Annotated in this window: 21 protein-coding genes and 1 riboswitch; of the genes, 8 read left to right on the forward strand and 13 right to left on the reverse strand. The window is 54.6% G+C overall.

Annotated elements, in window-relative coordinates; translation table 11 throughout:
* Positions 1–63: 63 nt before the first annotated feature.
* The 4 genes from polB to araB form a co-directional block, all read right to left on the reverse strand.
* Complete coding sequence (gene polB / locus AC0LWE_RS17725; protein ID WP_219347066.1) at positions 64–2421, reverse strand: DNA polymerase II; 2358 nt, start codon at positions 2419–2421, stop codon at positions 64–66.
* A 120-nt stretch (positions 2422–2541) separates the two neighbouring features.
* Positions 2542–3237: an L-ribulose-5-phosphate 4-epimerase gene (araD, locus tag AC0LWE_RS17730; RefSeq protein ID WP_131487385.1), complete on the reverse strand. Its 696-nt coding sequence runs from the start codon at positions 3235–3237 to the stop codon at positions 2542–2544.
* A 51-nt stretch (positions 3238–3288) separates the two neighbouring features.
* On the reverse strand, positions 3289–4791 hold the full coding sequence (gene araA / locus AC0LWE_RS17735; RefSeq protein ID WP_059180142.1) for an L-arabinose isomerase: 1503 nt from the start codon (positions 4789–4791) through the stop codon (positions 3289–3291).
* A 10-nt stretch (positions 4792–4801) separates the two neighbouring features.
* Positions 4802–6511, reverse strand: coding sequence for a ribulokinase (araB, locus tag AC0LWE_RS17740; RefSeq protein ID WP_219347065.1), 1710 nt, complete (start codon positions 6509–6511; stop codon positions 4802–4804).
* 337 nt (positions 6512–6848) lie between these two features.
* On the opposite strand from araB, the gene araC reads away from it, so the two are divergent.
* Together araC and AC0LWE_RS17750 are read left to right on the forward strand one after the other, a co-directional pair.
* Positions 6849–7691: an arabinose operon transcriptional regulator AraC gene (araC, locus tag AC0LWE_RS17745; RefSeq protein ID WP_059180140.1), complete on the forward strand. Its 843-nt coding sequence runs from the start codon at positions 6849–6851 to the stop codon at positions 7689–7691.
* Between the two features lie 128 nt (positions 7692–7819).
* The gene (locus AC0LWE_RS17750; RefSeq protein ID WP_174342580.1) at positions 7820–8587 is read left to right on the forward strand and encodes a DedA family protein; all 768 of its coding nucleotides are present in this window, start codon (positions 7820–7822) and stop codon (positions 8585–8587) included.
* A 178-nt stretch (positions 8588–8765) separates the two neighbouring features.
* On the opposite strand, the gene thiQ is transcribed toward AC0LWE_RS17750, so the two are convergent.
* From thiQ to sgrR, 4 genes are all read right to left on the reverse strand, one after another.
* Positions 8766–9473 carry a thiamine ABC transporter ATP-binding protein ThiQ gene (gene thiQ / locus AC0LWE_RS17755; protein WP_202668175.1) on the reverse strand — a complete coding sequence of 236 codons (708 nt, stop codon included), beginning with the start codon at positions 9471–9473 and terminating at the stop codon, positions 8766–8768.
* Positions 9457–11067 carry a thiamine/thiamine pyrophosphate ABC transporter permease ThiP gene (thiP, locus tag AC0LWE_RS17760; protein ID WP_219347064.1) on the reverse strand — a complete coding sequence of 537 codons (1611 nt, stop codon included), beginning with the start codon at positions 11065–11067 and terminating at the stop codon, positions 9457–9459. Before thiP ends, thiQ begins: the two co-directional genes overlap by 17 nt.
* A complete protein-coding gene (gene thiB / locus AC0LWE_RS17765; protein ID WP_219347063.1) occupies positions 11043–12026 on the reverse strand; it encodes a thiamine ABC transporter substrate binding subunit in 984 nt (327 codons plus the stop codon). Before thiB ends, thiP begins: the two co-directional genes overlap by 25 nt.
* A gap of 31 nt (positions 12027–12057) precedes the next feature.
* A riboswitch (TPP riboswitch) is annotated at positions 12058–12158 on the reverse strand.
* A gap of 36 nt (positions 12159–12194) precedes the next feature.
* A complete protein-coding gene (sgrR, locus tag AC0LWE_RS17770) occupies positions 12195–13850 on the reverse strand; it encodes an HTH-type transcriptional regulator SgrR (protein ID WP_216980493.1) in 1656 nt (551 codons plus the stop codon).
* 88 nt (positions 13851–13938) lie between these two features.
* On the opposite strand from sgrR, the gene sgrT reads away from it, so the two are divergent.
* Positions 13939–14091 carry a glucose uptake inhibitor SgrT gene (gene sgrT / locus AC0LWE_RS17775; protein ID WP_072241948.1) on the forward strand — a complete coding sequence of 51 codons (153 nt, stop codon included), beginning with the start codon at positions 13939–13941 and terminating at the stop codon, positions 14089–14091.
* A 117-nt stretch (positions 14092–14208) separates the two neighbouring features.
* Complete coding sequence (locus AC0LWE_RS17780) at positions 14209–15387, forward strand: sugar efflux transporter (protein WP_059180240.1); 1179 nt, start codon at positions 14209–14211, stop codon at positions 15385–15387.
* 71 nt (positions 15388–15458) lie between these two features.
* Here AC0LWE_RS17780 and leuD read toward each other — a convergent pair whose 3' ends face one another.
* The 5 genes from leuD to leuL form a co-directional block, all read right to left on the reverse strand.
* Complete coding sequence (gene leuD / locus AC0LWE_RS17785) at positions 15459–16064, reverse strand: 3-isopropylmalate dehydratase small subunit (protein ID WP_059180134.1); 606 nt, start codon at positions 16062–16064, stop codon at positions 15459–15461.
* 10 nt (positions 16065–16074) lie between these two features.
* Positions 16075–17475 (reverse strand): 3-isopropylmalate dehydratase large subunit, encoded by a 1401-nt coding sequence (gene leuC / locus AC0LWE_RS17790; protein ID WP_474265963.1) that lies wholly within the window; start codon positions 17473–17475, stop codon positions 16075–16077.
* 2 nt (positions 17476–17477) lie between these two features.
* Complete coding sequence (leuB, locus tag AC0LWE_RS17795; RefSeq protein WP_059180132.1) at positions 17478–18569, reverse strand: 3-isopropylmalate dehydrogenase; 1092 nt, start codon at positions 18567–18569, stop codon at positions 17478–17480.
* A complete protein-coding gene (gene leuA, locus AC0LWE_RS17800; RefSeq protein WP_202694396.1) occupies positions 18569–20140 on the reverse strand; it encodes a 2-isopropylmalate synthase in 1572 nt (523 codons plus the stop codon). The genes leuB and leuA overlap by 1 nt, the downstream gene beginning before the upstream one ends.
* Positions 20141–20230: 90 nt before the next feature.
* Complete coding sequence (gene leuL, locus AC0LWE_RS17805) at positions 20231–20317, reverse strand: leu operon leader peptide (protein WP_106379788.1); 87 nt, start codon at positions 20315–20317, stop codon at positions 20231–20233.
* Positions 20318–20949: 632 nt separating this feature from the next.
* On the opposite strand from leuL, the gene leuO reads away from it, so the two are divergent.
* The 4 genes from leuO to cra all read left to right on the forward strand — a co-directional run bounded on the left by leuO (position 20950) and on the right by cra (position 25681).
* Positions 20950–21894 (forward strand): transcriptional regulator LeuO, encoded by a 945-nt coding sequence (gene leuO / locus AC0LWE_RS17810; RefSeq protein ID WP_059180239.1) that lies wholly within the window; start codon positions 20950–20952, stop codon positions 21892–21894.
* A 386-nt stretch (positions 21895–22280) separates the two neighbouring features.
* Positions 22281–24005: an acetolactate synthase 3 large subunit gene (gene ilvI, locus AC0LWE_RS17815; RefSeq protein WP_219347062.1), complete on the forward strand. Its 1725-nt coding sequence runs from the start codon at positions 22281–22283 to the stop codon at positions 24003–24005.
* Position 24006: 1 nt separating this feature from the next.
* Positions 24007–24498, forward strand: a complete 492-nt coding sequence (gene ilvN / locus AC0LWE_RS17820) for an acetolactate synthase small subunit (protein ID WP_012016034.1) — start codon at positions 24007–24009, stop codon at positions 24496–24498.
* A gap of 178 nt (positions 24499–24676) precedes the next feature.
* A complete protein-coding gene (gene cra / locus AC0LWE_RS17825; RefSeq protein WP_012016035.1) occupies positions 24677–25681 on the forward strand; it encodes a catabolite repressor/activator in 1005 nt (334 codons plus the stop codon).
* Positions 25682–26051: the final 370 nt, after the last annotated feature.

The following is a 26051-nucleotide window of genomic DNA, read 5'->3' on the forward strand; positions in this document are numbered from 1 at the left end:
GAAAAATGGGTCCGGGAATGGAAAGGGCGCTATGGTACTGGATGAAGGCGTTTTCGTCACGCGTCAAAATAGCCCAAGTTGTCCTGTCATGAGTGTAGCAAAATCATCGTCGACGAAAGGTAAAATTCCATCGGCGACGGGCATAAGCTGTCGCGTGAGGTAGTGATCGTAGTCGAGCGGCGACTGTTGATAATCCACGGGCTCCGGGCCGCTGGTGGTCCACACGTACTTAATGGTCCCCCGATTTTGATACTGCGGCGCGCGGCCACGGCGCACGTTTTCCTCATCCGCCAGACGCGCTGCGCGAACGTGCGGAGGCACATTACGCTGGTACTCTTCCAGCGGGCGGCGCAGGCGCTTGCGATAGACCAGTTGGCTGTCCAGCTCGCCGGCCATCAGGCTGGCAATCGTCTCGCGGACGTAATCCTGATACGGCTCGTTGCGAAACACGCGCAGATACAGCGTTTGCTGGAACTGCTGCGCCAGCGGCGTCCAGTCGGTACGCACGGTTTCCAGGCCTTTAAATACCATGCGTTGCTCTTTGCCTTCCTGAATTAACCCTGCATACCGTTTCTTGCTGCCCTGTTCAGTGCCGCGAATTGTCGGCATCAAAAATCGACAAAAGTGGGTTTCGAATTCCAGTTCCAGCGCGCTGGTTAAGCGCTCTTTTTGCAAATGGTTATGCCACCACTCGTTCACGAAAGAGACCAGATGTTTGCCGATTTTCGCGGCGTCCTCTTCGCTGTGCGCCCCTTTTAGCCAGACGAACGTCGAGTCGGTATCACCGTAAATCACGTCATAGCCCTGCGATTCCACCAGCGCTTTGGTCTGGCGCATAATTTCGTGTCCACGCATAGTGATCGACGAGGCCAGACGCGGATCGAAGAAGCGGCAGGCGCTGGTCCCCAGCACGCCGTAAAAAGCATTCATAATGATCTTCAGCGCCTGGGAGAGCGGTTTATTGCCGTGTCGTTTGGCTTCTTCGCGGCCGTGCCAGATCTGGCTGACAATTTCTGGCAGGCAGTTTTTCTCGCGCGAAAAGCGTGCGCCTAAAAATCCTTCGGTGCTGTGCGCCTCGTCGGGCTGCGCCATACCTTCCACCAGACCGACCGGATCGATCAGGAACGTGCGAATGATCGACGGATACAGACTTTTATAATCCAGCACCAGAACCGAGTCATACAGCCCAGGCCTGGAGTCCATCACATAGCCGCCAGGGCTGGCCTGAGGAGGGACTTCGCCAAGATTGGGGGCGACGTAACCGGCGCGGTGCATACGAGGAATATAGAGGTGACCAAACGCGGCGACCGATCCGCCGTGACGATCGACCGCCAGACCGTTGACGGTCGCGCGCTCTAACAGGAACGGCATAATCTCCGTTTTGTGGAAAATGCGCGTTACCAGCTCGCAGTCTTTCAGGTTATAAGTGGCCAGCGCCGGTTTATCTTCGTGAAAGCGTCGGTCGATCTCGTCCATGCGATCCCACGGATTATCGATCGATTTCCCTTCGCCGAGCAGCTCTCGCGACACCGCCTCCAGCGAGAAAGAGGAAAAACTCCAGAAAGCCGATTTCAGCGCGTCGATGCCGTCGATGATCAAACGGCCATTCGCCTGGGCGAAAAACACGCCGTTTTTGAAACCGTGCTCGCGCCACTCAAGCTCGCTATTGCCGCGCCCGAGGATCAGCGGAATGCGATAGCGTACGGCGTGTTTTTGCAGGACGCGCAAATCAAACTGCACCACGTTCCAGCCGATGAGCACATCGGGATCGTGTCTGGCAAACCACTGATTCAGCTTTTCGAGTAATTGCGGGCGGCTGTTAACGTACTCAAGCTCAAAATCCAGCCCGGAGGCATCGCCGTTTGGCGGCCCAAGCATATACACAATGCGTTGCCCGCAGCCTTCCAGCCCGATGCAGTACAGCTCGCCGTGGCGCGTGGTTTCGATATCCAGCGACACCCATTTCAAAGGGGGACGATAATGTGGATTGGGTTTCAGCCGGGCGTTGGTGAGCTTGCTGCCCTGCGGGGTACCGTCGACCCAAACGGGGGCGGTGATAAAACGCTCCATCAGGAAACGTTCAGGCGGGCGGATATCCGCTTCATACAGGGTAACGCCCGCTTCACGCAGCAGCTTTTCGAAACGCATCAGTTGGCGATGGGCGCGACAATAAAGGCCGTAAACGGGCTGACGGTGGAAATCTTTCAGGTCCAGCGGCGTGATGCGCCAGCCGTTTTCACCGCGCAGCACGTCCTTCGTTTTTTCGACGTGCTGTTCCGGTATAAACGCCACGGACTCCTGCGGCGGCAGCGTCACGTTCAGCGGACCGGTATCCGTCGCCAGCCAGAATTCGACCTCGGTGCCCTGAGCCGTGTCCCGCCAGTGCCGGGTCAGTAAAAAGCCTTCTTGCGCCTGCGCCACGCCGTTATCCCATCAAACAAAACCAGGCCTGATTATAGCCTGGTTAGGGATGTTGTGCTGGGATTTTATACAGGTGTTCTGGCGCGCGTTTTGCAGCCCTCTCACGGGGAGAGGGCACGATCACTGGCCGTAATAGGCCTTCGCGCCGTGTTTGCGCAGATAGTGTTTATCCAGCAGCGTTTGTTGCATATCCGGCAGTTGCGGAGATAACTGGCGCGTGAAGATGCCCATATAGGCGATCTCTTCCAGCACAATGGCGTTATGCACCGCATCTTCGGCGTTTTTGCCCCACGCGAACGGGCCGTGAGAGTGCACCAGCACGCCCGGCATCTGGGCAGCATCGAGCCCTTGTTTTTCAAAGGTTTCGACAATCACATTGCCGGTTTCCCACTCGTACTCGCCGTTGATTTCGCCGTCGGTCATTTTACGCGTGCAGGGCACCGCACCGTAGAAGTAGTCCGCGTGCGTGGTGCCTGTCGCGGGGATAGAAAGCCCGGCCTGGGCCCAGATAGTGGCGTGGCGAGAGTGTGTATGTACGATGCCGCCAATCGACGGAAATGACTGATACAGCAGGCGATGGGTCGGCGTATCCGAGGAGGGCTTTTTGTTGCCTTCCACCACTTCACCGGTCGCGAGACTGACGACCACCATATCGTCTGCGGTCATCACCGTGTAATCAACACCGGACGGCTTAATGACAAACACGCCTTTTTCACGATCGACGGCGCTCACGTTTCCCCAGGTCAGCGTGACGAGGTTATGTTTTGGCAGCGCCAGATTGGCGTCGAGTACCTGACGTTTGAGATCTTCTAACATGCAACCCTCCAGGAAAAAAAGCCCGCCCTGCGGCAGGCTAAAGGTTCCCTGTTAACGTTTTGAACCGTAATACACTTCGTTCCAGCGCAGCGCGTCTTTAAACGCTGGCAGACGGGTATCGTTGTCGATAACGGTCAGCTCGATGTCGTGCAGTTCAGCGAACTGGCGCATGTCGTTCAGATCCAGCGAATGGCTGAAGACGGTGTGGTGCGCACCGCCAGCCACGATCCACGCTTCGGACGCCGTTGGCAGATCCGGCTGGGCTTTCCACAGCGCGTTTGCCACCGGCAGTTTCGGCAGAGAGTGCGGGGTTTCGACGGTATCGACGCAGTTCACCAGCAGGCGGAAACGATCGCCCAGGTCGATGAGGCTGGCGTTAATCGCCGGGCCAGTACGGGTGTTGAAGATCAGGCGTGCTGGATCGGCTTTGCCGCCGATGCCCAGATACTGCACGTCGAGGATCGGTTTCTCTTCAACGGCGATCGAAGGACACACTTCCAGCATGTGCGAGCCCAGCACCAGATCGTTGCCGTTCTCAAAGTGGTAGGTGTAATCCTCCATAAATGAGGTGCCGCCCTGTAGACCGGTCGACATCACCTTCATGATGCGAAGCAGGGCGGCGGTTTTCCAGTCGCCTTCGCCCGCAAAGCCGTAACCCTGCTGCATCAGACGTTGTACCGCGAGGCCTGGAAGTTGTTTCAGGCCATGAAGATCTTCAAACGTGGTGGTGAACGCATGGAAGCCGCCCTGTTCAAGGAAGCGCTTCATGCCCAGCTCAATACGCGCAGCATCTAACACGTTCTGGCGTTTATCGCCTTTAACCTGAGCGGCCGCGGTCAGGCGATAGCTGCTTTCATACTCATCAACCAGCGCGCTCACATCGCCATCGCTGATTTCATTCACCACCTGCACCAGATCGCCGACTGCCCAGGTATTCACTGAGAAGCCAAATTTAATCTGTGCTGCGACTTTATCACCGTCGGTGACGGCCACTTCGCGCATGTTATCGCCGAAACGCACCACTTTCAGATGGCGGGTATCTTGTTTTGATACGGCCTGACGCATCCAGGAGCCGATACGTTTCTGCGCGTGTTGATCCTGCCAGTGCCCGGTCACTACCGCGTGCTGCTGGCGCATACGCGCACCGATAAAACCAAACTCGCGGCCGCCGTGCGCGGTCTGGTTCAGGTTCATAAAGTCCATATCGATGCTGTCCCATGGCAGGGACGCGTTGAACTGAGTATGGAACTGCAGCAGCGGTTTATTGAGGATGGTCAGGCCGTTAATCCACATTTTGGCCGGAGAGAAGGTGTGCAGCCACACCACCATACCAGCGCATTTATCGTCGTAATTGGCGTCGCGACAAATGTGGGTGATTTCGTCCGGCGTGGTGCCGAGCGGTTTAAGCACCAGTTTGCACGGCAGTTTAGCTTCTGCGTTCAGCGCATTAACAACGTGTTCCGCGTGTTGAGTCACCTGACGCAGCGCTTCCGGTCCGTATAAATGCTGGCTGCCAATCACAAACCACACTTCATAATTATTAAAAATGGTCATTATCGTGTCCTTAATGTGTCAGGGTTGCCGGTTTTTCCGCGCTGTTTTTGGCGGGGGCGGCGACAGGGAGATAGTGTTGTTCAGCGCTTTTCGACCATTGCAGGTAGCGCTGATAAAGTTGTTCAAAGCGTTGTGCTTGCTGAGGGCGCGGCTGAAGCGTGTTTTCAACTTTGCTCGCCATGTGCTGCTGCGCGGTCGGGATATCGGCGTGAATGCCTGCCGCGACGGCGGCAAAAATCGCCGCACCCAGCGCGCAGCACTGATCGGAGGCGACAATTTGCAGCGGACGATTCAGGACGTCGCAGCAGGCCTGCATGATCACCTGATTTTTACGGGCGATACCGCCCAGCGCCATCACCTCGTTTACGGCGATACCTTGTTCGGTGAAGCACTCCATAATCGCGCGCGCACCAAACGCGGTCGCCGCAATCAGGCCGCCAAACAGCGCAGGCGCATCGGTTGCCAGGTTGAGGTCGGTGATCACCCCTTTAAGACGCTGGTTGGCAAACGGGGTACGCCGACCGTTGAACCAGTCGAGCACCACCGGGAGATGATCAAGAGACGGATTTTTTGCCCACGCTTCGGTGAGCTGCGGGAGCAGCATTTTTTTGCTGGCATCAATGTGCGGTTTCAGTTCCGGATGCGTCGCGGCCAGTTGATCCAGCGGCCAGCCCAACACGCGTCCAAACCAGGCGTAGATATCGCCAAAGGCGGACTGCCCGGCTTCGAGACCGATAAAATCAGGGACAACGCTCCCGTCAACCTGGCCACAAATGCCTTTCACCGCGCGGTCACCCACGGTAGCTTTATCGGCGGTCAAAATGTCGCAGGTTGATGTGCCGATCACTTTGACCAGCGTATTCGGCTGCGCGCCAGCGCCAACGGCACCCATATGGCAGTCGAACGCGCCGCCGGAAATCGCGACATTTTGTGGCAGACCCAAGCGTTGCGCCCACTCTTCGTTGAGCGTGCCTACCGGGATATCGGCGGTGAAGGTGTCGGTAAAGAGCGGGTATTTCAGGCTCTGGTTGATAATCGGGTCGAGCTCATCAAAGAACGCAGCAGGTGGCAGGCCGCCCCAGCTTTCGTGCCAGAGCGATTTATGCCCTGCGCTGCAGCGCCCGCGACGGATATCCTCTGGTCGCGTGGTGCCGGACAGCAGCGCCGGAACCCAGTCGCACAGCTCGATCCAGGAGACAGCAGCTTGCGCCACGGCGCGGTCCGCGCGGGTGACATGCAGGATTTTTGCCCAGAACCATTCGCTGGAATAAATCCCACCGATGTAGCGCGAGTAGTCGGCTTTGCCCGGCTGATGGCATAAACGGGTGATGGCTTCGGCTTCTTCGACCGCGGTATGGTCTTTCCACAGCACGAACATGGCGTTTGGGTTGTCGGCAAATTCAGGACGCAGCGCCAGCACGCGGCCTTCAGCATCAACAGGCGCAGGCGTTGAGCCAGTGCTGTCCACACCGATTCCGACAATCTGCGCACGCTGTTCTTCACTCAACTCGGCCAGCACGGTTTTGATCGCCGCTTCCATCGATTCGATGTAATCACGTGGGTGATGACGGAACTGATTATTTGGCGCATCGCAGTAACGCCCCTCTTGCCAGCGCGGATACCATTCGACGCTGGTCGCTATTTCCTGCCCCGTACGACACTCCACCGCCAGAGCGCGTACCGAGTCACTTCCAAAATCGAGGCCAATCGCAATTGCCATTTCTGTTGCTCCATCAAAAAACGGGTATGAATCAACATTAGAGATTGAGGGAAAAAATCGTCAGGCAGGATCCGCTAATCTTATGGACTAAATTGCTGTTAAGGTTGAAAGTGTGACGCTGTGCAAATAATCAATGTGGACATTTCTGCCGTAGTTATAGACACTTTTGTTACTGCTGTTTCGCCTGAAGTGGCGGATAAATCTGGGATAAATGCTGAATTAAGGCGGATCGGAAAGCGCGCAGATGCAATGAACGTCTTTTAACGCCCCGTTTTTAGACCGCTTTTCTCGATATGGACAATTTGTTTCCTTCTTGACCGTTGGGAGTCACCAATTTATGGCCGAAATACAAAACGATCCCTTGCTGCCGGGTTACTCCTTCAACGCCCATCTGGTCGCGGGTTTGACCCCCATTGAAGCCGACGGTTATCTCGACTTTTTTGTCGATCGACCGCTGGGAATGAAGGGGTACATTCTGAATATCACCGTGCGTGGCGAAGGGGTGATCCACAATAACGATCGGCAATTTGTCTGTCGGCCAGGGGATATTTTGCTGTTCCCGCCGGGGGAAGTGCATCACTACGGACGTCATCCAGATGCCAAAGAGTGGTATCACCAGTGGGTCTATTTCCGTCCGCGTGCTTACTGGCAGGAGTGGCTGGCGTGGCCGGCGATTTTTGCTCACACCGGTTATTACCGCCCGGATGAGGCGCACCAGGCGCAGTTTCGCGAACTGTTTGCCCAGATTATTGATGCGCAGGTAGGGGGGCGTTACGCGGAACTGCTGGCGATAAACCTGCTGGAACAGCTGCTGCTGCGGCGCATGGAGGCGATCAACGCATCGCTTAACCCGCCGCTGGATCACCGCGTGCGCGACGCCTGCCAGTACATCAGTGACCATCTGGCGGACAGCCAGTTTGATATTGCGGGTGTCGCCCAGCACGTTTGCCTGTCGCCATCGCGTCTGTCGCACCTGTTTCGCCAGCAGCTTGGCGTCAGCGTGTTGAGCTGGCGAGAGGATCAGCGCATCAGTCAGGCCAAACTGCTGCTCAGTACAACGCGAATGCCGATCGCCACCGTCGGGCGCAACGTGGGCTTTGAAGATCAGCTCTATTTTTCGCGCGTATTCAAAAAATGTACCGGTGCCAGCCCCAGCGAATTCCGCGCCGGATGTGAATAAATAGTAAAAAAAATTAAACAAACAGGTGAAGTCCGGCAGTAACCAGTAAACTCTTCAGACAATTGTTGTCTTGACGCGGCAGGAAGCGCTTCGCAGAATCCCTGCTTCGTCATCTGACCGGAATCGTTATGCAGGCATTGCTGGAACATTTTATTACTCAATCCGTCGCGTATTCGCTGATTGCTGTCGCGCTGGTGGCCTTCCTGGAATCGCTGGCGCTGGTGGGATTGATTTTACCCGGGACAGTCATGATGGCGGGGCTGGGTGCCCTGATTGGCAGCGGGGAGGTTAACTTCTGGCAGGCATGGGCGGCCGGAATTATAGGCTGTCTGCTGGGAGACTGGCTGTCGTTCTGGCTGGGCTGGCGCTTTAAAAAGCCGCTGCACCGTTGGTCATTCATGAAAAAGAACAAGGCGTTGCTCGATAAAACGGAACATGCCCTGCATCAGCACAGCATGTTTACCATTTTGGTTGGGCGATTTGTCGGCCCCACGCGTCCGCTAGTGCCAATGGTTGCCGGGATGCTGGATCTGCCGGTTGCCAAATTTATCCTGCCCAATATCATCGGCTGCGTCCTTTGGCCGCCGTTCTATTTCCTGCCCGGGATCCTGGCCGGTGCGGCGACCGATATTCCCGTTGATGCCCAAAGCGGTGACTTCAAATGGCTGCTGCTAGCGACCGCGCTATTGCTGTGGGTGGGCGTCTGGCTGTGCTGGCGTTTATGGCGCAGCGCCAAAGCCGGGACGGATCGTTTGACGCACTATTTGCCGCGCAGTCGTTTGATCTGGCTTGCGCCGTTACTCCTGGGCGTTGCGGTAGTCGCGCTGGTGGCGCTGATTCGTCATCCGCTCATGCCGGTGTACGGTGAGATTTTACTGAAGGTGGTAAGTCGGTAATTTTTCTTCTTTTCGATCGCGGTTTTACCCTTCTCCCTGTGTGCATGTCGGCGGATTTTCTCCCTCTCATTGTGTGCAAGTCAGCAGATTTTCTCTTTCTCGCTGGGTGCAACTCGGCGGGTTTTCTCCCTCTCCCTGTGGGAGAGGGGCGGGGTGAGGGCATCAGACGATTCAGTGCCTAAACCGGCTGCGCATGTATCCCCAGCAGCGCTGAGGCGCTGGCGTTTCCGCTAAGCAGCGCTTGCGTTTCGCCATCCCAGGCGATGCGCCCGTCGGCAATCACCACCGCTCGTGGCGCAATGCTGGCGGCGTCTTCCACGCTGTGCGACACCATCAGCATGGTGAGTTGCTTCTGTTGACACACGTCCTTCACCAGCTGCAGCATCTCTTGTCGCAGCGCGGGATCGAGGGCGGAGAACGGCTCATCAAGCAGTAAAATCGGCTGCTCCCGAACCAGGCAGCGCGCCAGCGCCACGCGCTGACGCTGGCCGCCGGACAGCTCTCCCGGCAGGCGATCGCTCAATTCCGTCAACCCCATTTGCTGTGCAATAGCATCACATTTTTGACGTTGCCCCTCCGTCAGTTTCAGCCCCGGATCCATTCCCAGCCCAATGTTCTGGCGGACGGTCAGATGGGTAAACAGATTATTTTCCTGAAACAGCATCGACACCGGACGCTGCGAGGGGGGCGTGTGAGTATGATCTTGACCGTTAATCGTCATCTCTCCGCGCGCGGGCGGCAGGAAACCGGCAATCAGATTGAGCAAGGTGCTTTTGCCTGCCCCACTGGGACCGAGAATCGCGATCATTTCACCTTGCTTCGCGGTCAGGGTAAAACGCATTGGCAGGTGCTGGTAAAGCCAGGTTACATCAGTCAGTTTTAGCATCACGCCCCGGTAGTTTTTCGATAACGGTGAACAAGGTAAAGCACAGCAGCAGAAGCAACAGCGCCGTGACAGCGCCGTCCTGACTGCGATAGGAGCCTATTTGCTGGTAGAGCCAGAACGGCAGCGTGCGGAAATCGTCATTGCCAAACAGCGCCACGACGCCGAAATCGCCAATCGACAGCACGCTGGCAAAGGCCAACGCCTGAGCAATCGGGCGTTTTAGTGCGCGGAGTTCGACCACTTTCAACCGCTGCCAGCCGTGCATTCCCAGTGACTGACAAAGCAAAGTGTAACGGGCGCTGACGTCGCGCATCGGATTTTCCAGCACTTTGAGCGCGTAGGGGATCGCCATCAGCGCGTTGGTGAAAATCACGATGCCGTCCGCGTGAGCGGGCAGGCCGATAGTGCTGTTAAACAGTAAGAAGAAACCGGTCGCCAGCACAATGCCCGGCATCGCCAGAATCAGCATTCCGCTCAGCTCAAGCGCCTGTCCGGCGACTCTGGCCTGACGCGCGTACAGCTCACGGCTGCTCCACAACAGCATCATTGTCAGCAGGACGCACAGCAAACCGGCACCGATGGCAATGCGCAGCGAGGTGCCGGTTGCTTGCCACAGTACAGGCTGTTGCAGCACGGAAATCACATTCAGATTGAGGCCATCTACCACCACCGCGAGCAATGGCGGGAGCATCAGCAGCAACGCCAGCGCGATCAGTACGATGTCCGTAACCCGGCTGCGCCAGCGATCCTGCGGGTCACGCCAGCCGCTGACCTGATGGCTACCCACCGCGATCGCTTTGCTCAGGCGCTGGCTGAGCAGCACCAGCCCCAGACAGCAGAACATCTGAACCATCGCCAGGATCGCCGCACGGCCCGGATCGTAGTCAAAGCTGAGCGCCTGATATATCGCGAGTTCAATGGTTGTTGCCTGAGGCCCGCCCCCCAGCGACAGCACCGTTGCAAAGCTGGCGAAACAGAGCATGAAGATCAACGCGGCAACCGGGGGGATCTGGCGGCGCAGCCACGGCCATTCGACAAACCGGAAGAACGGCCAGCCGCGCATACCAAGCTGTGCGGCGAGCTGGCGCTGTTCACCGGGAATATTTTCCAGTGCCTGTAAAAACAGTCGCGTCGCCATCGGCATATTGAAAAAGACGTGGGCCAGTAAAATGCCCTGCAGACCGTAAGGCGAGAAGGTCCACTCGATACCAAAAACACTCAGTAGCGAAGCGATCCACCCCTGGCGGCCGTAAACGCTCAGAATGCCAAACACCGCGACCAGCACTGGTAAAATCAGCGTCATGGCGCAAAGGCGCAACAGGATTTGCCTGCCGGGGAAGCGTCGGCGGTACAGGGCGCGAGCCAGAAAAATCGCCGGCACGACGGAAATCAGCGCAGAGAGAAACGCCTGCCAGAAAGAGAAACGCACGACATGCCACAGATAGCTGTCATGCCAAAGCGCGACGAGATCGCTCTCTGGCGCGTTAAACCACAGCGCCAGAAAAGCACCCAGGCTGACGGCCACCATTAACGTGGCGGCAATCAGCCCCGGAATCAGCCAGCCGGGGATCAGCGGCTGACGGCGCGTTGCCATTCACTGATCCATGCTGCGCGCTGGCTGGAAACCTGCTGCGGGGTAAATTCCAGCGTCGTTTGTGGTTTGGTCAACTGATCAAAGCCCGCAGGCAGCGTCACGTTGGTCACCGGATACATCCAGTTGCCGGTCGGGATCGCATTCTGGAATGCCGGTGAAACCATAAATTTCAGGAACTTTTCAGCCAGTTCAGGCTGTTTGCTGGCTGCCGTACGTGCGGCCACTTCCACCTGCAAATAGTGCCCCTCAGAGAAATTCGCCGCCGCGTAATGGTCTTTTTTCTCTTCGATGAAGTGATATGCCGGCGAGGTGGTGTAGCTCAGAACCAGGTCGCTTTCGCCTTTGAGGAACAGGCCGTAGGCTTCGCTCCAGCCTTTGGTGACGGTAACGGTTTTCGCCGCCAGCTTCTGCCACGCTTCTGGCGCGTTGTCACCGTAGACTTTTTGCATCCACAGCAGCAGGCCCAGACCCGGCGTGCTGGTGCGCGGGTCCTGGTAAATCACGCGCCATTTCTGGTCGCTTTCAACGAGTTCTTTCAGGCTCTTAGGCGGATTCTTGAGTTTGTTTTTGTCATACACAAACGCGAAGTAGCCGTAATCGAACGGCACGAACGTGTCATTTTTCCAGCCGCCGGGAACGTTAACCGCCTCGGAGGGCACGCCGCTTTTGGCGAACAGTTTGGTTTGTGAGGCCGCGTCCAGCAGATTATTGTCGAGGCCCAGCACCACGTCGGCTTTGCTGTTTTTACCTTCCATGCGCAGACGGTTCAGCAGCGAGACGCCGTCTTCCAGCGCCACGAATTTCATCTCGCAGTTGCAGTCGGCTTCAAAGGCTTTTTTGACGACCGGTCCAGGGCCCCAGTCAGCGGCGAAGGAGTCGTAGGTGTAGACCGTTAACACGGGCTTGGCAAAAACAGGCAGCGCAAACAGCGCCAGCAGGGGGAGAACTTTTTTTAACACTTTGCACCTCAAAGTTGAGTGGCAAAGGATTTTGAGCGACAGCCTCAAATCCCTTCGCCGGCGTTATCCGGATCAGGTTCGACGGGTATTATCTCAGCGCACATCATTGATGCAGCACCCCGTTGAGAACAGCAGTAGTGTAATGACTTGGTGAATATTACGAAAGTGTTATGGTTCCGGCGGTGCAAACCAGGCTGATTTAAAGTCAAACCAGCCTAAGGTGTTCATTCTCAAACCGCGCATACTGCGCTGCCCCTGGATCATCAGCCAGTGGTGGATCAGCGGAACCATCGCCTGCTGCGACAGCAACTGCTGGCACCAGACGGCGAGATTCATCTCCCCGGCCCGCCATTGCGCGGCGTCCTGCTGCCAGTCGCGGGCAATACAGTGCTGGATCAGCGGAATTTCAAACAGATGTGAGAACAGGGAGAAGTCGAGCGGCAAGGTGAAATTCGCGCTGTTGAGCCAGATATCGCTCACCGCTTCGCCGCGATGCCACTCATCGTATTCCACTTCCTGAATCTCGAGCTTCACGCCCTCTGCCGCCAGCAGTTTGCTCATGATTCTGGCGATAAAACGGTGCTCAACGTGTTCGCGATAATAGGTCAGGGTGATGGATTCCAGCCCGGCGGGTTTCTCGCCGCGTCCGGGGCGGGCATGGTGCCAGCGAGGAAGCAGCCCATACGCCGGGAACCAGTAAGTCTGGTGCTGATCTTCCGCCTGATAAATCAGATTGGCGGGGGCGAGAATTTGGCTCACCCACTGGCGCACCTCTCGACTGGCTCCGCGATGCGTGCGGGCATCAAACAGCAGGTAGTAACAGCCCTCTTCAAGTCGGCTCTCAACGGCTTTTTCGCCTTCGGTGGGGCCTTCCAGCGTCAGGCCTGGACTGAACTCTTCGCTGATGTCGGGCAATACCCAGACATTCACTTCGTCAATCAGTGCGCGATAACCAAAGTAGTCATCAAAGGCGCGGATCTTGAGTTGATTATTGTTGTTGCGCGTCACCGCATAAGGGCCCGTGCCGACAGGCTGACTGGAGAAATGAGGCATCGATTGCCACTCGTGCGGCAAAATCATCGACGGCACATAGCCCATCAGCCATGGCAGCCACTGATCGGGCTGCGAAAGTTCGATGTCCAGCGTCCAGGCCGTTGGCGAGTGGATGCGCGAGATATGAGAATAGAGCGGCAGTTCGCGGGCACGTTGCAGCGACGCGATAACATCGTCCATTTCCAGCTCACGTCCATGATGAAAATGAATGCCTGGACGCAAAAAGAAACGCCAGTGCAGGGGCGAAAGCTGTTGCCAGTGGTGAGCAATATCGGCTTCCAGTTCCCCGTTTTCCTCATTTATGCGCGTCAGGCCACTAAAGATCTGCCTCGCCATGTGCGTTTCGGATCGACGTAATGCGCTGCCGGGTAACAAATTTTTCATCGGGCGATAGTAGAGAACGCGCAGAATATGGCGTCCCTGGCGGAAGCTACGCCCCAGATGGGACACCAGCATTTGACGCACCGCAGCCTTATCGCCGACCAGTTGCACCAGCTGATCAATCCGATCCTGCTCCAGCAGATCCTCGGCGCGCTGTTGTTGCAGGGCTAGGCCGGTATAGAGGAACGTCAAACGCGAGCGTTTACCGCGCCCGGCTTCGGCTTCCCAGTTGAGCCAGCCCTGCTGCTGCATGGTGTTGAGCAGCGTGCGCATATGGCGGCGTGAACAGTTCAGGAGTTCAGCCAGTTCGTTGAGCGTGGTCTCCCGCTCCAGGCCTTCGCAGCATTGCCAGAGGCGGATGAATTGTTGTTGCAGACGACCTGACGCCATAAAAGGGGAACTCCTGCCAAAAAATCATCAATTTATTAATCCCTATATTAAGCCAATAATCATTTCCGATGAAGCAAGGGAGTGAATGATGAAGAGGTCAACCGCACGTCAGTTTTATCAGCAGTACTTTTTAGCGACAAAAGGAGTGTCCTGGCTGGCCCGCCAGTGCGCCGAGCAGCGGCTGAAAATGCTGGAAGAATTGATGCAGTGGGAGGTTACGCAAACGACCTCGGATCGCTGACTTGCCTCGATCATGTGTGACTGAGTATTGGTGCTTATCACCCGCCAGCAAAATGTTTTTGCTGGCTTTTTTCGTTTACTATTCCCTCTGTTTTTTCGTTTTAACAAGGATCTGAGCATGCTCTGGTTGATGACGATGGGTCGGCGCCTGAATGGGGTGTACGCCGCTTTTATGCTGGTGGCGTTTATGATGGGCGTGGCGGGAGCGCTTCAGGCTCCGACGTTGAGCCTGTTCCTCAGCCGCGAAGTCGGCGCGCAGCCGTTTTGGGTTGGGCTCTTTTATACCGTCAACGCCATCGCCGGGATCCTGGTGAGCCTGTGGCTGGCAAAACGCTCGGACAGTCAGGGCGATCGCCGCAAGCTGATTTTGTTTTGCTGTGCGATGGCGATCGGTAATGCGCTGTTGTTCGCGTTCAACCGCCATTATCTGACGCTTATCACCTGTGGCGTGCTGCTGGCATCGCTGGCCAATACCGCTATGCCACAGCTCTTTGCCCTGGCGCGCGAGTATGCCGATAACTCGGCACGAGAAGTGGTGATGTTCAGCTCAGTAATGCGTGCGCAGTTATCCTTAGCGTGGGTCATCGGCCCGCCGCTGGCGTTTATGATCGCGCTGAATTATGGCTTTACCGTGATGTTTTCTATCGCGGCGGGGATTTTTGCGATCAGTCTGGTGCTGATCGCGTGCGTACTGCCGTCGGTTGCCCGGATAGAGCAGGCGACCGATAAACCCGTGACGCAGATTAGCGGCTGGCAGAACAAAAATGTGCGCATGTTGTTTATCGCCTCGACGCTGATGTGGACTTGCAACACCATGTACATCATCGATATGCCGCTGTGGATCAGTAACGATCTGGGTTTGCCGGACAAGCTGGCGGGGATCTTGATGGGGACGGCCGCCGGGCTGGAAATTCCCGCGATGATCCTGGCGGGTTATTACGTCAAACGCTTTGGTAAACGCCGGATGATGGTGGTGGCTGTGGCGGCAGGGGTGTTGTTTTATCTCGGGTTAATTATGTTTCACAGTCGCGAAGCGCTGCTGGCGCTCCAGTTGTTTAACGCGATTTTCATCGGAATTGTCGCCGGGATCGGCATGCTGTGGTTCCAGGACCTGATGCCTGGAAGAGCAGGGTCAGCGACGACGCTTTTCACCAACAGTATTTCAACCGGGGTGATTCTGGCGGGCGTGATTCAGGGCGCGCTGGTACAAAGCTACGGACATTTTGCGGTGTACTGGGTGATTGCGGCAATTTCTCTATTAACGCTGGCGCTCACCTGCCGGGTGAAGGATGTGTGAAAGGAGAAGGGGTAGTTTAAAGCCTGGTTTTGCACACTGATGAATGGCCCGCTTAACACGGGCCATTCATTTTAGTTCATAAATGCAGGCTGTTTGTTCTCGTAGGCCGCAATAGAATCTTCATGCTGGAGCGTCAGTCCGATGCTGTCCAGACCGTTGATCATGCAATGGCGGCGGAACGCATCAATACTAAAGGCGTAAGTTTTATCGCCCGCTTTGACGACTTCCGCTTCCAGATCCACTTCAAACGTGATGCCCGGATTGGCTTTTACCAGCGCGAACATCTCGTCGACCTGCTCGTCGCTCAGCGTCACGGGTAACAGCTGGTTGTTGAAGCTGTTGCCGTAAAAGATGTCGGCGAAACTCGGCGCGATAACCACTTTAAACCCGTAATCCGTCAGTGCCCACGGCGCATGCTCACGCGATGAACCGCAGCCGAAGTTTTCGCGCGTCAACAGAATCGAAGCGCCTTTAAATTCCGGGAAGTTCAGCACGAATTCTGGGTTCGGCTGCTGGCCCTGATCGTCAAGAAAACGCCAGTCGTTAAACAGGTGTGCACCAAAGCCAGTGCGGGTGACTTTCTGCAAAAACTGTTTTGGGATAATGGCATCAGTATCCACGTTTGCCGCGTCCAGAGGGACAACCAGGCCTGTATGCTGGGTAAATTTCTCTGCCATGATTGTCTCCTTATTTTAAAACACGAATATCGGCGAAATGACCGGTGACAGCCGCTGCTGCTGCCATCGCCGGGCTGACCAGATGCGTGCGACCGCCACGGCCCTGACGGCCTTCAAAGTTACGGTTGCTGGTCGAGGCGCAACGTTCACCCGGATTCAGACGGTCGTTGTTCATCGCCAGACACATGGAACAGCCCGGCAGACGCCACTCAAAACCGGCTTCGATAAAGATCTTATCTAAACCTTCTGCTTCCGCCTGCGCTTTCACCGGGCCAGAGCCTGGGACGACTAACGCCTGCACGCCAGGCGCCACTTTGCGGCCTTTGGCAATTTCGGCGGCAGCGCGTAAATCTTCGATACGGGAGTTGGTGCAAGAGCCGATAAAGACTTTGTCGATCGCCACTTCGGTCAGGGGAATACCGGGTTTCAGGCCCATGTACGCCAGTGCTTTTTCGGCGCTGGCGCGCTCAACCGGATCGGCAAACGAGGCCGGATCGGGAATATTGTCGTTCACGGAGATAACCTGGCCTGGGTTAGTTCCCCAGGTGACCTGCGGGGCGATCTCTTCTGCCCGCAGCGTGACGACGGTATCAAAGGTTGCGCCTTCGTCAGTTTGCAGGGTTTTCCAGTACTCAACCGCCTCATCAAAATCGGCGCCTTTCGGTGCGTGCAGACGTCCTTTCACATAGTTAAATGTGATCTCATCTGGCGCAACCAGGCCCGCTTTCGCACCCATTTCGATAGCCATATTGCACAGGGTCATGCGACCTTCCATGCTCAACTCGCGGATCGCATCGCCACAGAACTCGACAACATGGCCCGTTCCGCCAGCGCTCCCGGTTTTACCGATGATCGCCAGCACGATATCTTTGGCAGTAATACCCGGTGCGGCATGGCCTGTGACTTCGATTTTCATGGTCTTCGCGCGGCCCTGTTTCAGGGTTTGCGTCGCCAGAACGTGTTCAACTTCGGAGGTGCCAATACCAAACGCCAGCGCACCAAACGCGCCGTGCGTGGCGGTATGGGAGTCGCCGCAGACGATGGTCATGCCCGGCAACGTGATGCCTTGTTCCGGGCCCATAACGTGGACGATGCCCTGATACGGGTGATTCAGGTCGTACAGTTCAACGCCGAACGCGTTGCAGTTTTTGATCAGCTCCTGCATCTGGATGCGGGCCATTTCGCCAGACGCATTGATATCTTTGGTCTGGGTGGAAACGTTGTGATCCATGGTCGCGAAGGTTTTGCCCGGCTGGCGAACCTGGCGGTTATGCGCCCGCAGGCCGTCAAACGCCTGTGGAGAGGTGACTTCGTGGACCAGATGGCGGTCAATGTACAGCAGCGGGGTTTCATTTGACGCTTCGTACACGGCGTGGGCATCAAACAATTTTTCGTATAACGTCCTGGACATGATTACACCCCCTCTGCGACATAGCGGGCAATGATATCGCCCATTTCATCGGTACTGACTGCCGCCGTGCCGCGCGCTAAATCGCCGGTACGGATGCCTTCTTCTAACGCGCGGTTAATGGCGTTTTCAATCGCATCTGCTGCATCGTTTGCATCCAGGCTGTAGCGCAGCAGAAGCGCCAGTGACAGAATCTGCGCGATGGGGTTGGCAATATTTTTGCCCGCGATATCCGGAGCCGAACCACCTGCGGGTTCGTACAGACCAAAACCTTCTTCGTTCAGGCTGGCGGATGGCAGCATGCCCATCGAGCCGGTGATCATGGCGCACTCGTCAGAGAGAATATCGCCGAACAGGTTAGAACACAGCAGGACGTCAAACTGCGACGGGTCTTTGATCAACTGCATGGTGGCGTTGTCGATGTACATGTGCGCCAGCTCCACGTCCGGGTACTCGTTGGCGATTTCATTGACGATTTCACGCCATAAGATAGAGGACTGCAGGACGTTGGCTTTATCAATGGAGGTCACTTTGTGACGGCGTTTGCGCGCAGACTCAAACGCAATACGCGCAATACGTTCGATTTCAAAACGGTGATACACCTCGGTATCAAACGCTTTTTCGTGCTGACCGCTGCCTTCGCGCCCTTTTGGCTGACCGAAGTAGATACCGCCAGTTAATTCGCGCACGCACAGAATGTCGAAGCCGTTAGCGGCAATATCGGCACGCAGCGGGCAAAACTCTTCCAGGCCCTGATACAATTTTGCAGGGCGCAGATTGCTGAACAGTTTGAAGTGCTTACGCAGTGGCAATAACGCGCCGCGCTCAGGTTGTCCAGCGGGTGGCAGATGTTCCCATTTCGGGCCGCCGACGGATCCAAACAGGACCGCGTCCGCGTTTTCACAGCCTTCAACCGTGGCTTTCGGCAGCGGCGTGCCGTGGTTATCAATCGCGATACCGCCCACATCATAATGGCTTGTCGAGATTTTCATCGCGAAACGCGTGCGTACAGCTTCCAGGACTTTCAGGGCTTGTGTCATCACTTCCGGGCCAATTCCATCGCCCGGCAACACAGCAATATGGTAGTTCTTCGACATTACACGGTTTCCTTATTGTTCTCTTTATTCTGAGCTTTGCGTTGTAATTCTTTCTCGACTTCGGCGGCGCGCCAGATGTTGTTCAGCACATGCACCATGGCTTTAGCGGACGATTCCACAATGTCTGTTGCCAGGCCAACACCGTGGAAACGGCGACCGTTATAGGTGACAACGATGTCCACCTGACCCAGCGCATCTTTACCGTGTCCTTTCGCGCTCAGATCATATTTGACCAGTTCGACGTCGTATCCGGTGATGCGGTTGATTGCCTGATAAATGGCGTCTACCGGGCCGTTACCGTTCGCGGCTTCGGCTTTGACCTCATCGCCGCAGGCCAGTTTGACGGAGGCGGTCGCGATATCGCTGGAGCCCGACTGCACACTGAAGTAATCCATACGGAAATGTTCAGGTTCTTCCTGCTGCTTGTTAATAAACGCGATCGCTTCCAGGTCGTAATCGAACACCTGACCTTTTTTATCGGCCAGTTTCAGGAACGCGTCATACAGGTGATCCATGTTGTAGTCGGTCTCTTTGTAGCCCATCTCTTCCATGCGATGTTTTACCGCCGCACGGCCAGAACGGGAGGTCAGGTTCAGCTGCACCTGATTCAGGCCGATCGACTCCGGCGTCATGATTTCGTAGTTTTCGCGGTTCTTCAGCACGCCGTCCTGGTGGATACCGGAGGAGTGTGCGAACGCGCCGGTGCCAACAATCGCTTTGTTCGCCGGAATCGGCATGTTGCAAATCTGGCTGACGGTCTGGCTGGTGCGCCAGATTTCGCTGTGATTAATGCGGGTCTGCACATTCATAATGTCTTTGCGCACTTTAATCGCCATGATCACTTCTTCGAGCGAACAGTTCCCCGCACGCTCGCCAATCCCGTTCATCGCACCTTCTACCTGACGGGCACCTGCATGAACGGCGGCAATCGCGTTGCCGACGGCCAGGCCTAAATCGTCGTGGGTGTGAACAGAAATAATGGCTTGATCGATGTTTGGTACGCGCTCGTACAGGCCGGTAATGATGTTGGAGAATTCAAACGGCATGGTATAGCCGACGGTGTCCGGGATGTTGATGGTCTTCGCGCCCGCATTTATCGCGGCTTCGACGACGCGCGCCAGATCGGCAATGGGGGTACGACCGGCGTCTTCGCATGAGAACTCGACGTCATCGGTATAATTGCGGGCGCGTTTGACCATATAAACTGCGCGTTCGATGACTTCCTCCAGCGTGCTGCGCAGCTTGGTGGCGATATGCATCGGTGAGGTGGCAATAAAGGTATGAATGCGGAAGGCTTCGGCCACCTTCAGCGACTCTGCTGCAACGTCGATATCTTTCTCAACACAACGGGCCAGAGCACAGACGCGGCTATTTTTGATGGTGCGCGCGATGGTTTGTACGGATTCAAAATCACCCGGTGAAGAGACAGGGAAACCTACCTCCATTACGTCAACACCCATACGTTCGAGGGCCAGCGCAATTTGCAGCTTCTCTTTCACACTCAGGCTTGCCTGCAACGCCTGTTCACCGTCACGTAAGGTGGTATCGAAAATAACAACTTGCTGGCTCATGGGTTTGGTCCTTGTCTGTCCTGGGGCGCCTTGCTACGAGCATAAAAAAACCCGCGCACTGGCGCGGGTTTCTTGTTTACTGGAGACGATTCAACGTTGAATTTCGTTCGCCAGCCTACCGCGCAAATGGGATGCGTTTAGTAGTAGTAGGCTGAGAGAACGAACGGTACGAATCATGAATCATGCTCCAGATGAATGCGTTATGCCTTTAGTGGTACTGGATATGCCGATCCAAGTCAACCCCTGCGATGAAAAACGGCCTAAAGAAATGAAGGTATGTGGTTTTCTATTTTAGCGTATTGTGCTGGTTTTTATCGTTGCAGGTAATTAATTAGTCTAATATTGGACTCAAAATAAACTTTAAGAATTAATTTAATATAATTCGTTTCAATTCGATATTGCTTGATATGTTTTGTGAGTGTGGGTTTATTCTATTGAATTCATTAGGTTAGGGTTTCATCTCGTCCGGCTAAGGTGAATGAAAATCGCACAATGATCATGGGTTGTTAACTATCACGTATTGATGGTATTGAATAGTTTAATAAAGCTTAAATATGAGTTCATCATAAGGCTTATTGTTTATTCATTAGATTTATGGTTTCATTCCAATCCTAATGTTTTAGTTATCACTTTTGGCACTTATCGCTTAAGTATGTCTTTACATCTTCACGTTATTTGCCGTAAGTGTTTATATATTCCGAAATTTAAACCTTTCTCTTTCTCTGATTTTATCTGCATGATAAATAATATCTTTAGAGGTTATTACTGCACAAAGATAAAAGGAGTTTAGCGTGACGGTGGAGTTAGATATGTTAGAAAGCAAAATTGAACGGACTCACGTGGGTGACGGGACCCGTCCGCAATTACGGACGGTGGATCTTAACTTATTAACTGTTTTTGATGCTGTTATGCAGGAACAGAATATTACTCGCGCGGCGCAGTCATTAGGGATGTCGCAGCCTGCAGTGAGTAATGCTGTTGCTCGGCTTAAACTGATGTTCAATGATGAATTATTTGTCAGATACGGCCGTGGCATTCAGCCTACAGCAAGGGCCTGTCAGCTTTTTGGTTCGATACGGCAGGCATTGCAGTTGGTGCAAAATGAGCTTCCGGGATCGGGTTTTGAGCCTGTTAGCAGTGAGCGCGTTTTTCATCTCTGCGTGTGCAGTCCACTGGATAACTATTTAACTTCGGTTATCTATAATAAAGTCGAAGCCATTGCACCGAATATAAATCTGATATTTAAATCTTCACTTAATCAGAACACAGAACACCAGTTGCGTTATCAGGAAACGGAATTTGTGATTGGCTATGAAGAGTTCCGTCGTCCGGAGTTTTCTTGCGTGCCGCTGTTTAATGATGAAATGGTATTAGTCGCCAGCAGGACGCACCCGCGCATAAATGGGCCTCTCCTCGAAAGTGATGTGTATCAAGAGCAACATGCAGTGGTCGCGCTCGACAGATATGCCTCTTTCAGCCAGCCGTGGTATGATACACCCGATAAACAGTCAAAGGTGGCTTATCAAGGAATGGCGATGGTGAGCGTATTAAATATTGTTTCACAGACGCATCTGGTGGCTATTGCTCCTCGTTGGTTGGCGGAAGAGTTCTCAGATAGGTTAAATCTGCAAGTTATGCCGCTGCCGCTAAAATTAAATAGTCGTACCTGTTACCTTTCCTGGCATGAAGCCGCCGGGCGCGATAAAGGTCATCAGTGGATGGAAGAGCTATTAGCCAGTGTTTGCCGTCGTTAACACGGTTCGGGATAAATCGATGTGAAACATCTGGTTTATCCCGCTATTTATTTATAATGCAAAATTTTATCCCGTCGGCATTTTTTCTTAACGTTGTTTACCCCTCAAAAATAGATAATTTACTGACACTACGTCTTTTTTGACGATGAATTATCATCGGAAAAGCTTATCTCAGATGAATTCACTGAATTCTCACGTATCCCCTGTGTATTCTGCTTTCTAGCCTTTCTTCACGCCATGGTTTGCCGATTGCCTGCCTTAGGGCGAGCGGTTATGGTGAAAGCCACTCTGCAAAAATCTATGACAGGGGAAGCCCTGCTCAGCAAGACGACGAGGAAATGAATTCCTGTGTTCGTCTATAACAACAATAAGCCTGGAGGCAAACCATGGAGATGTTGTCTGGCGCCGAAATGGTCGTCCGGTCGCTCATCGATCAGGGCGTGAAGCAAGTATTCGGCTATCCCGGAGGCGCAGTCCTCGATATTTATGATGCGTTGCACACCGTAGGTGGCATCGATCATGTCCTGGTGCGCCACGAGCAGGCCGCTGTACATATGGCTGATGGTTTGGCGCGTGCCACTGGGGAAGTGGGCGTCGTGCTGGTGACGTCAGGTCCAGGCGCTACCAACGCGATAACGGGTATTGCTACCGCCTATATGGATTCCATCCCGCTGGTGATCCTTTCCGGACAGGTTGCAACCTCGCTGATTGGCTACGACGCCTTCCAGGAGTGCGACATGGTGGGGATCTCCCGCCCGGTGGTGAAACACAGTTTTCTGGTGAAGCAAACGGAAGATATTCCGGGGGTGCTGAAAAAAGCATTCTGGCTGGCGGCCAGCGGTCGTCCCGGCCCGGTTGTGGTCGATTTACCGAAAGATATTCTCAATCCTGCCAATAAATTACCTTACGTCTGGCCTGATTCGGTGAGCATGCGCTCATATAATCCGACCACGCAGGGCCACAAGGGACAGATTAAGCGGGCATTGCAAACGCTCCTTGCGGCTAAAAAACCGGTTGTCTACGTTGGCGGCGGCGCGGTAAACGCGCATTGTCACGAACAACTGCGTGAGCTTATCGAAAAATTAAATTTGCCTGTTGCCTCCTCATTGATGGGGCTAGGCGCGTTTCCGGCAACACATCGTCAGGCGCTGGGCATGCTGGGCATGCACGGCACGTTTGAAGCCAACATGACGATGCATAACTCTGATGTGATTTTTGCCGTTGGTGTGCGTTTCGACGATCGCACGACCAACAATCTGGCCAAGTACTGTCCGAATGCGACGGTGTTGCATATTGATATCGACCCGACGTCTATTTCCAAAACCGTGCCCGCTGATGTGCCTATTGTCGGAGATGCGCTACAGGTTCTGGAACAAATGCTCGAACTGCTGGCGCATGAAACTCCAACGCAGCCACTGGATGATATTCGAGACTGGTGGCAGCAGATTGAGCAGTGGCGTGCTCGCAACTGCCTGAAATACGACACGCAAAGCGAACATATTAAACCGCAGGCTGTTATCGAAACCATTTGGCGTCTAACCAAGGGGGAAGCCTATGTGACCTCTGATGTGGGCCAGCACCAGATGTTTGCGGCGCTCTATTATCCCTTTGATAAGCCTCGTCACTGGATCAATTCCGGCGGTCTTGGCACGATGGGCTTCGGCTTGCCTGCCGCGTTGGGCGTGAAGCTGGCGCTCCCGGACGAAATCGTCGTTTGTGTGACGGGCGACGGAAGTATCCAGATGAACATTCAGGAACTCTCCACGGCACTGCAATACGATTTGCCCGTGCTGGTGCTGAACCTGAATAACGGTTATCTGGGGATGGTGAAGCAGTGGCAGGACATGATTTATTCTGGTCGTCACTCCCAGTCGTACATGAAATCGCTGCCAGATTTTGTTCGCGTGGCAGAGGCCTACGGTCACGTGGGCATTCGTGTCAGCGATCCGGCGGAGCTGGAATCGAAGCTTGCCGAGGCGCTCGAGCATGTCAGGAATAACCGCCTGGTGTTTGTCGATGTCATCGTTGACGGAACAGAACACGTCTATCCGATGCATATTCGCGGCGGCGGTATGGATGAAATGTGGCTCAGCAAAACGGAGAGAACCTGATATGCGCCGGATATTATCTGTATTACTGGAAAACGAGTCTGGTGCGCTCTCCCGCGTGATTGGACTCTTTGCCCAGCGCGGCTATAACATTGAAAGCCTGACCGTGGCCCCGACTGACGATCCTACATTATCCCGCATGACCATCCAGACCGTTGGCGATGCGAAAGTGCTGGAGCAGATTGAAAAGCAGCTACACAAGCTGGTGGATGTGCTGCGAGTCAGTGAATTAGGGCAGGGCGCGTATGTTGAGCGCGAAGTCATGTTGGTAAAAATTCAGGCTAGCGGGTACGGTCGTGACGAGGTCAAACGCAACACGGATATCTTCCGTGGGCAGATTATCGACGTCACCCCTTCTATATATACGGTGCAGTTGGCCGGAACCAGCGACAAGCTCGATGCCTTCCTTGCTTCGATACGTGATGTCGCCAAAATCGTTGAGGTCGCGCGCTCCGGCATCGTGGGGTTGTCTCGCGGCGATAAAATAATGCGGTAGCCGTAAAAAAGTTCGCCTCTTTAAGCCTGGCCTGCAAAGTCAGGCTTTTTTTTATCGAAACGCAGCGTAAGCGAGATAAAAGCTATTGCCGCCAGGACTATTCTGCGCTTAGATGTAAAAAGGTATAACCATAAACCTGACAAGGCCATGGACTCTTTTTTTCTTTTAAGGGGCAATTGTGAAACTGGATGAAATCGCCCGGCTTGCGGGCGTGTCACGAACTACAGCAAGCTATGTGATCAACGGTAAAGCGAAGCAGTACCGTGTTAGCGATAAAACCGTTGAAAAAGTCATGGCGGTGGTGCGTGAGCATAACTACCATCCGAACGCTGTCGCCGCCGGTTTACGTGCCGGACGCACCCGCTCTATTGGTCTGGTCATTCCGGATCTGGAAAATACCAGCTACACCCGTATCGCTAATTATCTTGAACGCCAGGCGCGTCAGCGTGGTTATCAGTTACTGATCGCCTGTTCTGAAGATCAACCCGATAATGAAATGCGCTGCATTGAGCATCTGCTGCAACGCCAGGTGGATGCGATTATCGTATCCACTTCCTTGCCGCCAGAGCACCCGTTCTACCAGCGTTGGGCGAATGACTCGTTCCCGATTGTCGCCCTTGACCGTGCGCTGGATCGTGAACACTTTACCAGCGTAGTCGGTGCCGATCAGGACGACGCGGAAATGCTGGCTGCGGAACTGCGCACCTTCCCAGCGGAAACCGTGCTCTATCTTGGCGCGTTACCCGAGCTGTCCGTCAGCTTCCTGCGTGAGCAGGGATTCCGTACCGCCTGGAAAGACGATCCGCGTGAAGTCCATTATCTCTATGCCAATAGCTACGAGCGTGAAGCCGCTGCTCAGCTGTTTGAAAAATGGCTTGAGACGCACCCGATGCCGCAGGCACTGTTTACCACGTCGTTTGCACTTCTACAGGGTGTGATGGACGTTACGCTACGCCGCGAAGGCAAATTGCCGACTGAGCTGGCCATTGCGACGTTTGGTGATAACGAGCTTCTCGACTTCCTGCAATGCCCGGTGCTTGCCGTGGCACAGCGTCATCGTGACGTTGCGGAGCGCGTGCTGGAAATTGTCCTCGCGAGCCTTGATGAACCTCGTAAGCCGAAACCGGGTCTGACCCGTATCAAACGTAACCTTTACCGTCGCGGTGTGTTAAGCCGTCACTAAAACAGTCATCAGGGCAGCAATAGCAGCCCTGTTTTTTTCCGAATATTACGGGAAATAATAACCTGACTAAATTTAGGATAATTCCTTAAGAACCATAGCCTGCTATTCTTATTATTTCCTTTTCACCCTTCAGCGGCATTTTTAAGGTTATTAAGAGTTCGCTTATCACTATTTTTTGTATTGTTTTGTTACAAAGACTATTCCCTCGCTGAATTATCAGCCGTTTTTATCTTTCATATCTGACTTGCAGTGCCACCGCTTGCGCTTTCTGGCTTGTGCGTTGAATCTGGCGCTGTCATCCCCTGACGATATGTCTTAAAATGCCGCCCGCGTCGCAAACTGACACTTTATATTTGCCTGTATGGATAGA

This window comes from Lelliottia sp. RD5 (genome assembly GCF_056032945.1).

Coding starts and splice junctions, on each gene's coding strand:
- araD (WP_131487385.1), bottom strand. CDS start 3,237: ATGTTAGAAGATCTCAAACGTCAGGTACTCGACGCCAATCTGGCGCTG.
- araA (WP_059180142.1), bottom strand. CDS start 4,791: ATGACCATTTTTAATAATTATGAAGTGTGGTTTGTGATTGGCAGCCAG.
- araB (WP_219347065.1), bottom strand. CDS start 6,511: ATGGCAATTGCGATTGGCCTCGATTTTGGAAGTGACTCGGTACGCGCT.
- araC (WP_059180140.1), top strand. CDS start 6,849: ATGGCCGAAATACAAAACGATCCCTTGCTGCCGGGTTACTCCTTCAAC.
- AC0LWE_RS17750 (WP_174342580.1), top strand. CDS start 7,820: ATGCAGGCATTGCTGGAACATTTTATTACTCAATCCGTCGCGTATTCG.
- thiQ (WP_202668175.1), bottom strand. CDS start 9,473: ATGCTAAAACTGACTGATGTAACCTGGCTTTACCAGCACCTGCCAATG.
- thiP (WP_219347064.1), bottom strand. CDS start 11,067: ATGGCAACGCGCCGTCAGCCGCTGATCCCCGGCTGGCTGATTCCGGGG.
- sgrR (WP_216980493.1), bottom strand. CDS start 13,850: ATGGCGTCAGGTCGTCTGCAACAACAATTCATCCGCCTCTGGCAATGC.
- sgrT (WP_072241948.1), top strand. CDS start 13,939: ATGAAGAGGTCAACCGCACGTCAGTTTTATCAGCAGTACTTTTTAGCG.
- AC0LWE_RS17780 (WP_059180240.1), top strand. CDS start 14,209: ATGCTCTGGTTGATGACGATGGGTCGGCGCCTGAATGGGGTGTACGCC.
- leuD (WP_059180134.1), bottom strand. CDS start 16,064: ATGGCAGAGAAATTTACCCAGCATACAGGCCTGGTTGTCCCTCTGGAC.
- leuC (WP_474265963.1), bottom strand. CDS start 17,475: ATGTCCAGGACGTTATACGAAAAATTGTTTGATGCCCACGCCGTGTAC.
- leuB (WP_059180132.1), bottom strand. CDS start 18,569: ATGTCGAAGAACTACCATATTGCTGTGTTGCCGGGCGATGGAATTGGC.
- leuA (WP_202694396.1), bottom strand. CDS start 20,140: ATGAGCCAGCAAGTTGTTATTTTCGATACCACCTTACGTGACGGTGAA.
- leuL (WP_106379788.1), bottom strand. CDS start 20,317: ATGATTCGTACCGTTCGTTCTCTCAGCCTACTACTACTAAACGCATCC.
- leuO (WP_059180239.1), top strand. CDS start 20,950: ATGTTAGAAAGCAAAATTGAACGGACTCACGTGGGTGACGGGACCCGT.
- ilvI (WP_219347062.1), top strand. CDS start 22,281: ATGGAGATGTTGTCTGGCGCCGAAATGGTCGTCCGGTCGCTCATCGAT.
- ilvN (WP_012016034.1), top strand. CDS start 24,007: ATGCGCCGGATATTATCTGTATTACTGGAAAACGAGTCTGGTGCGCTC.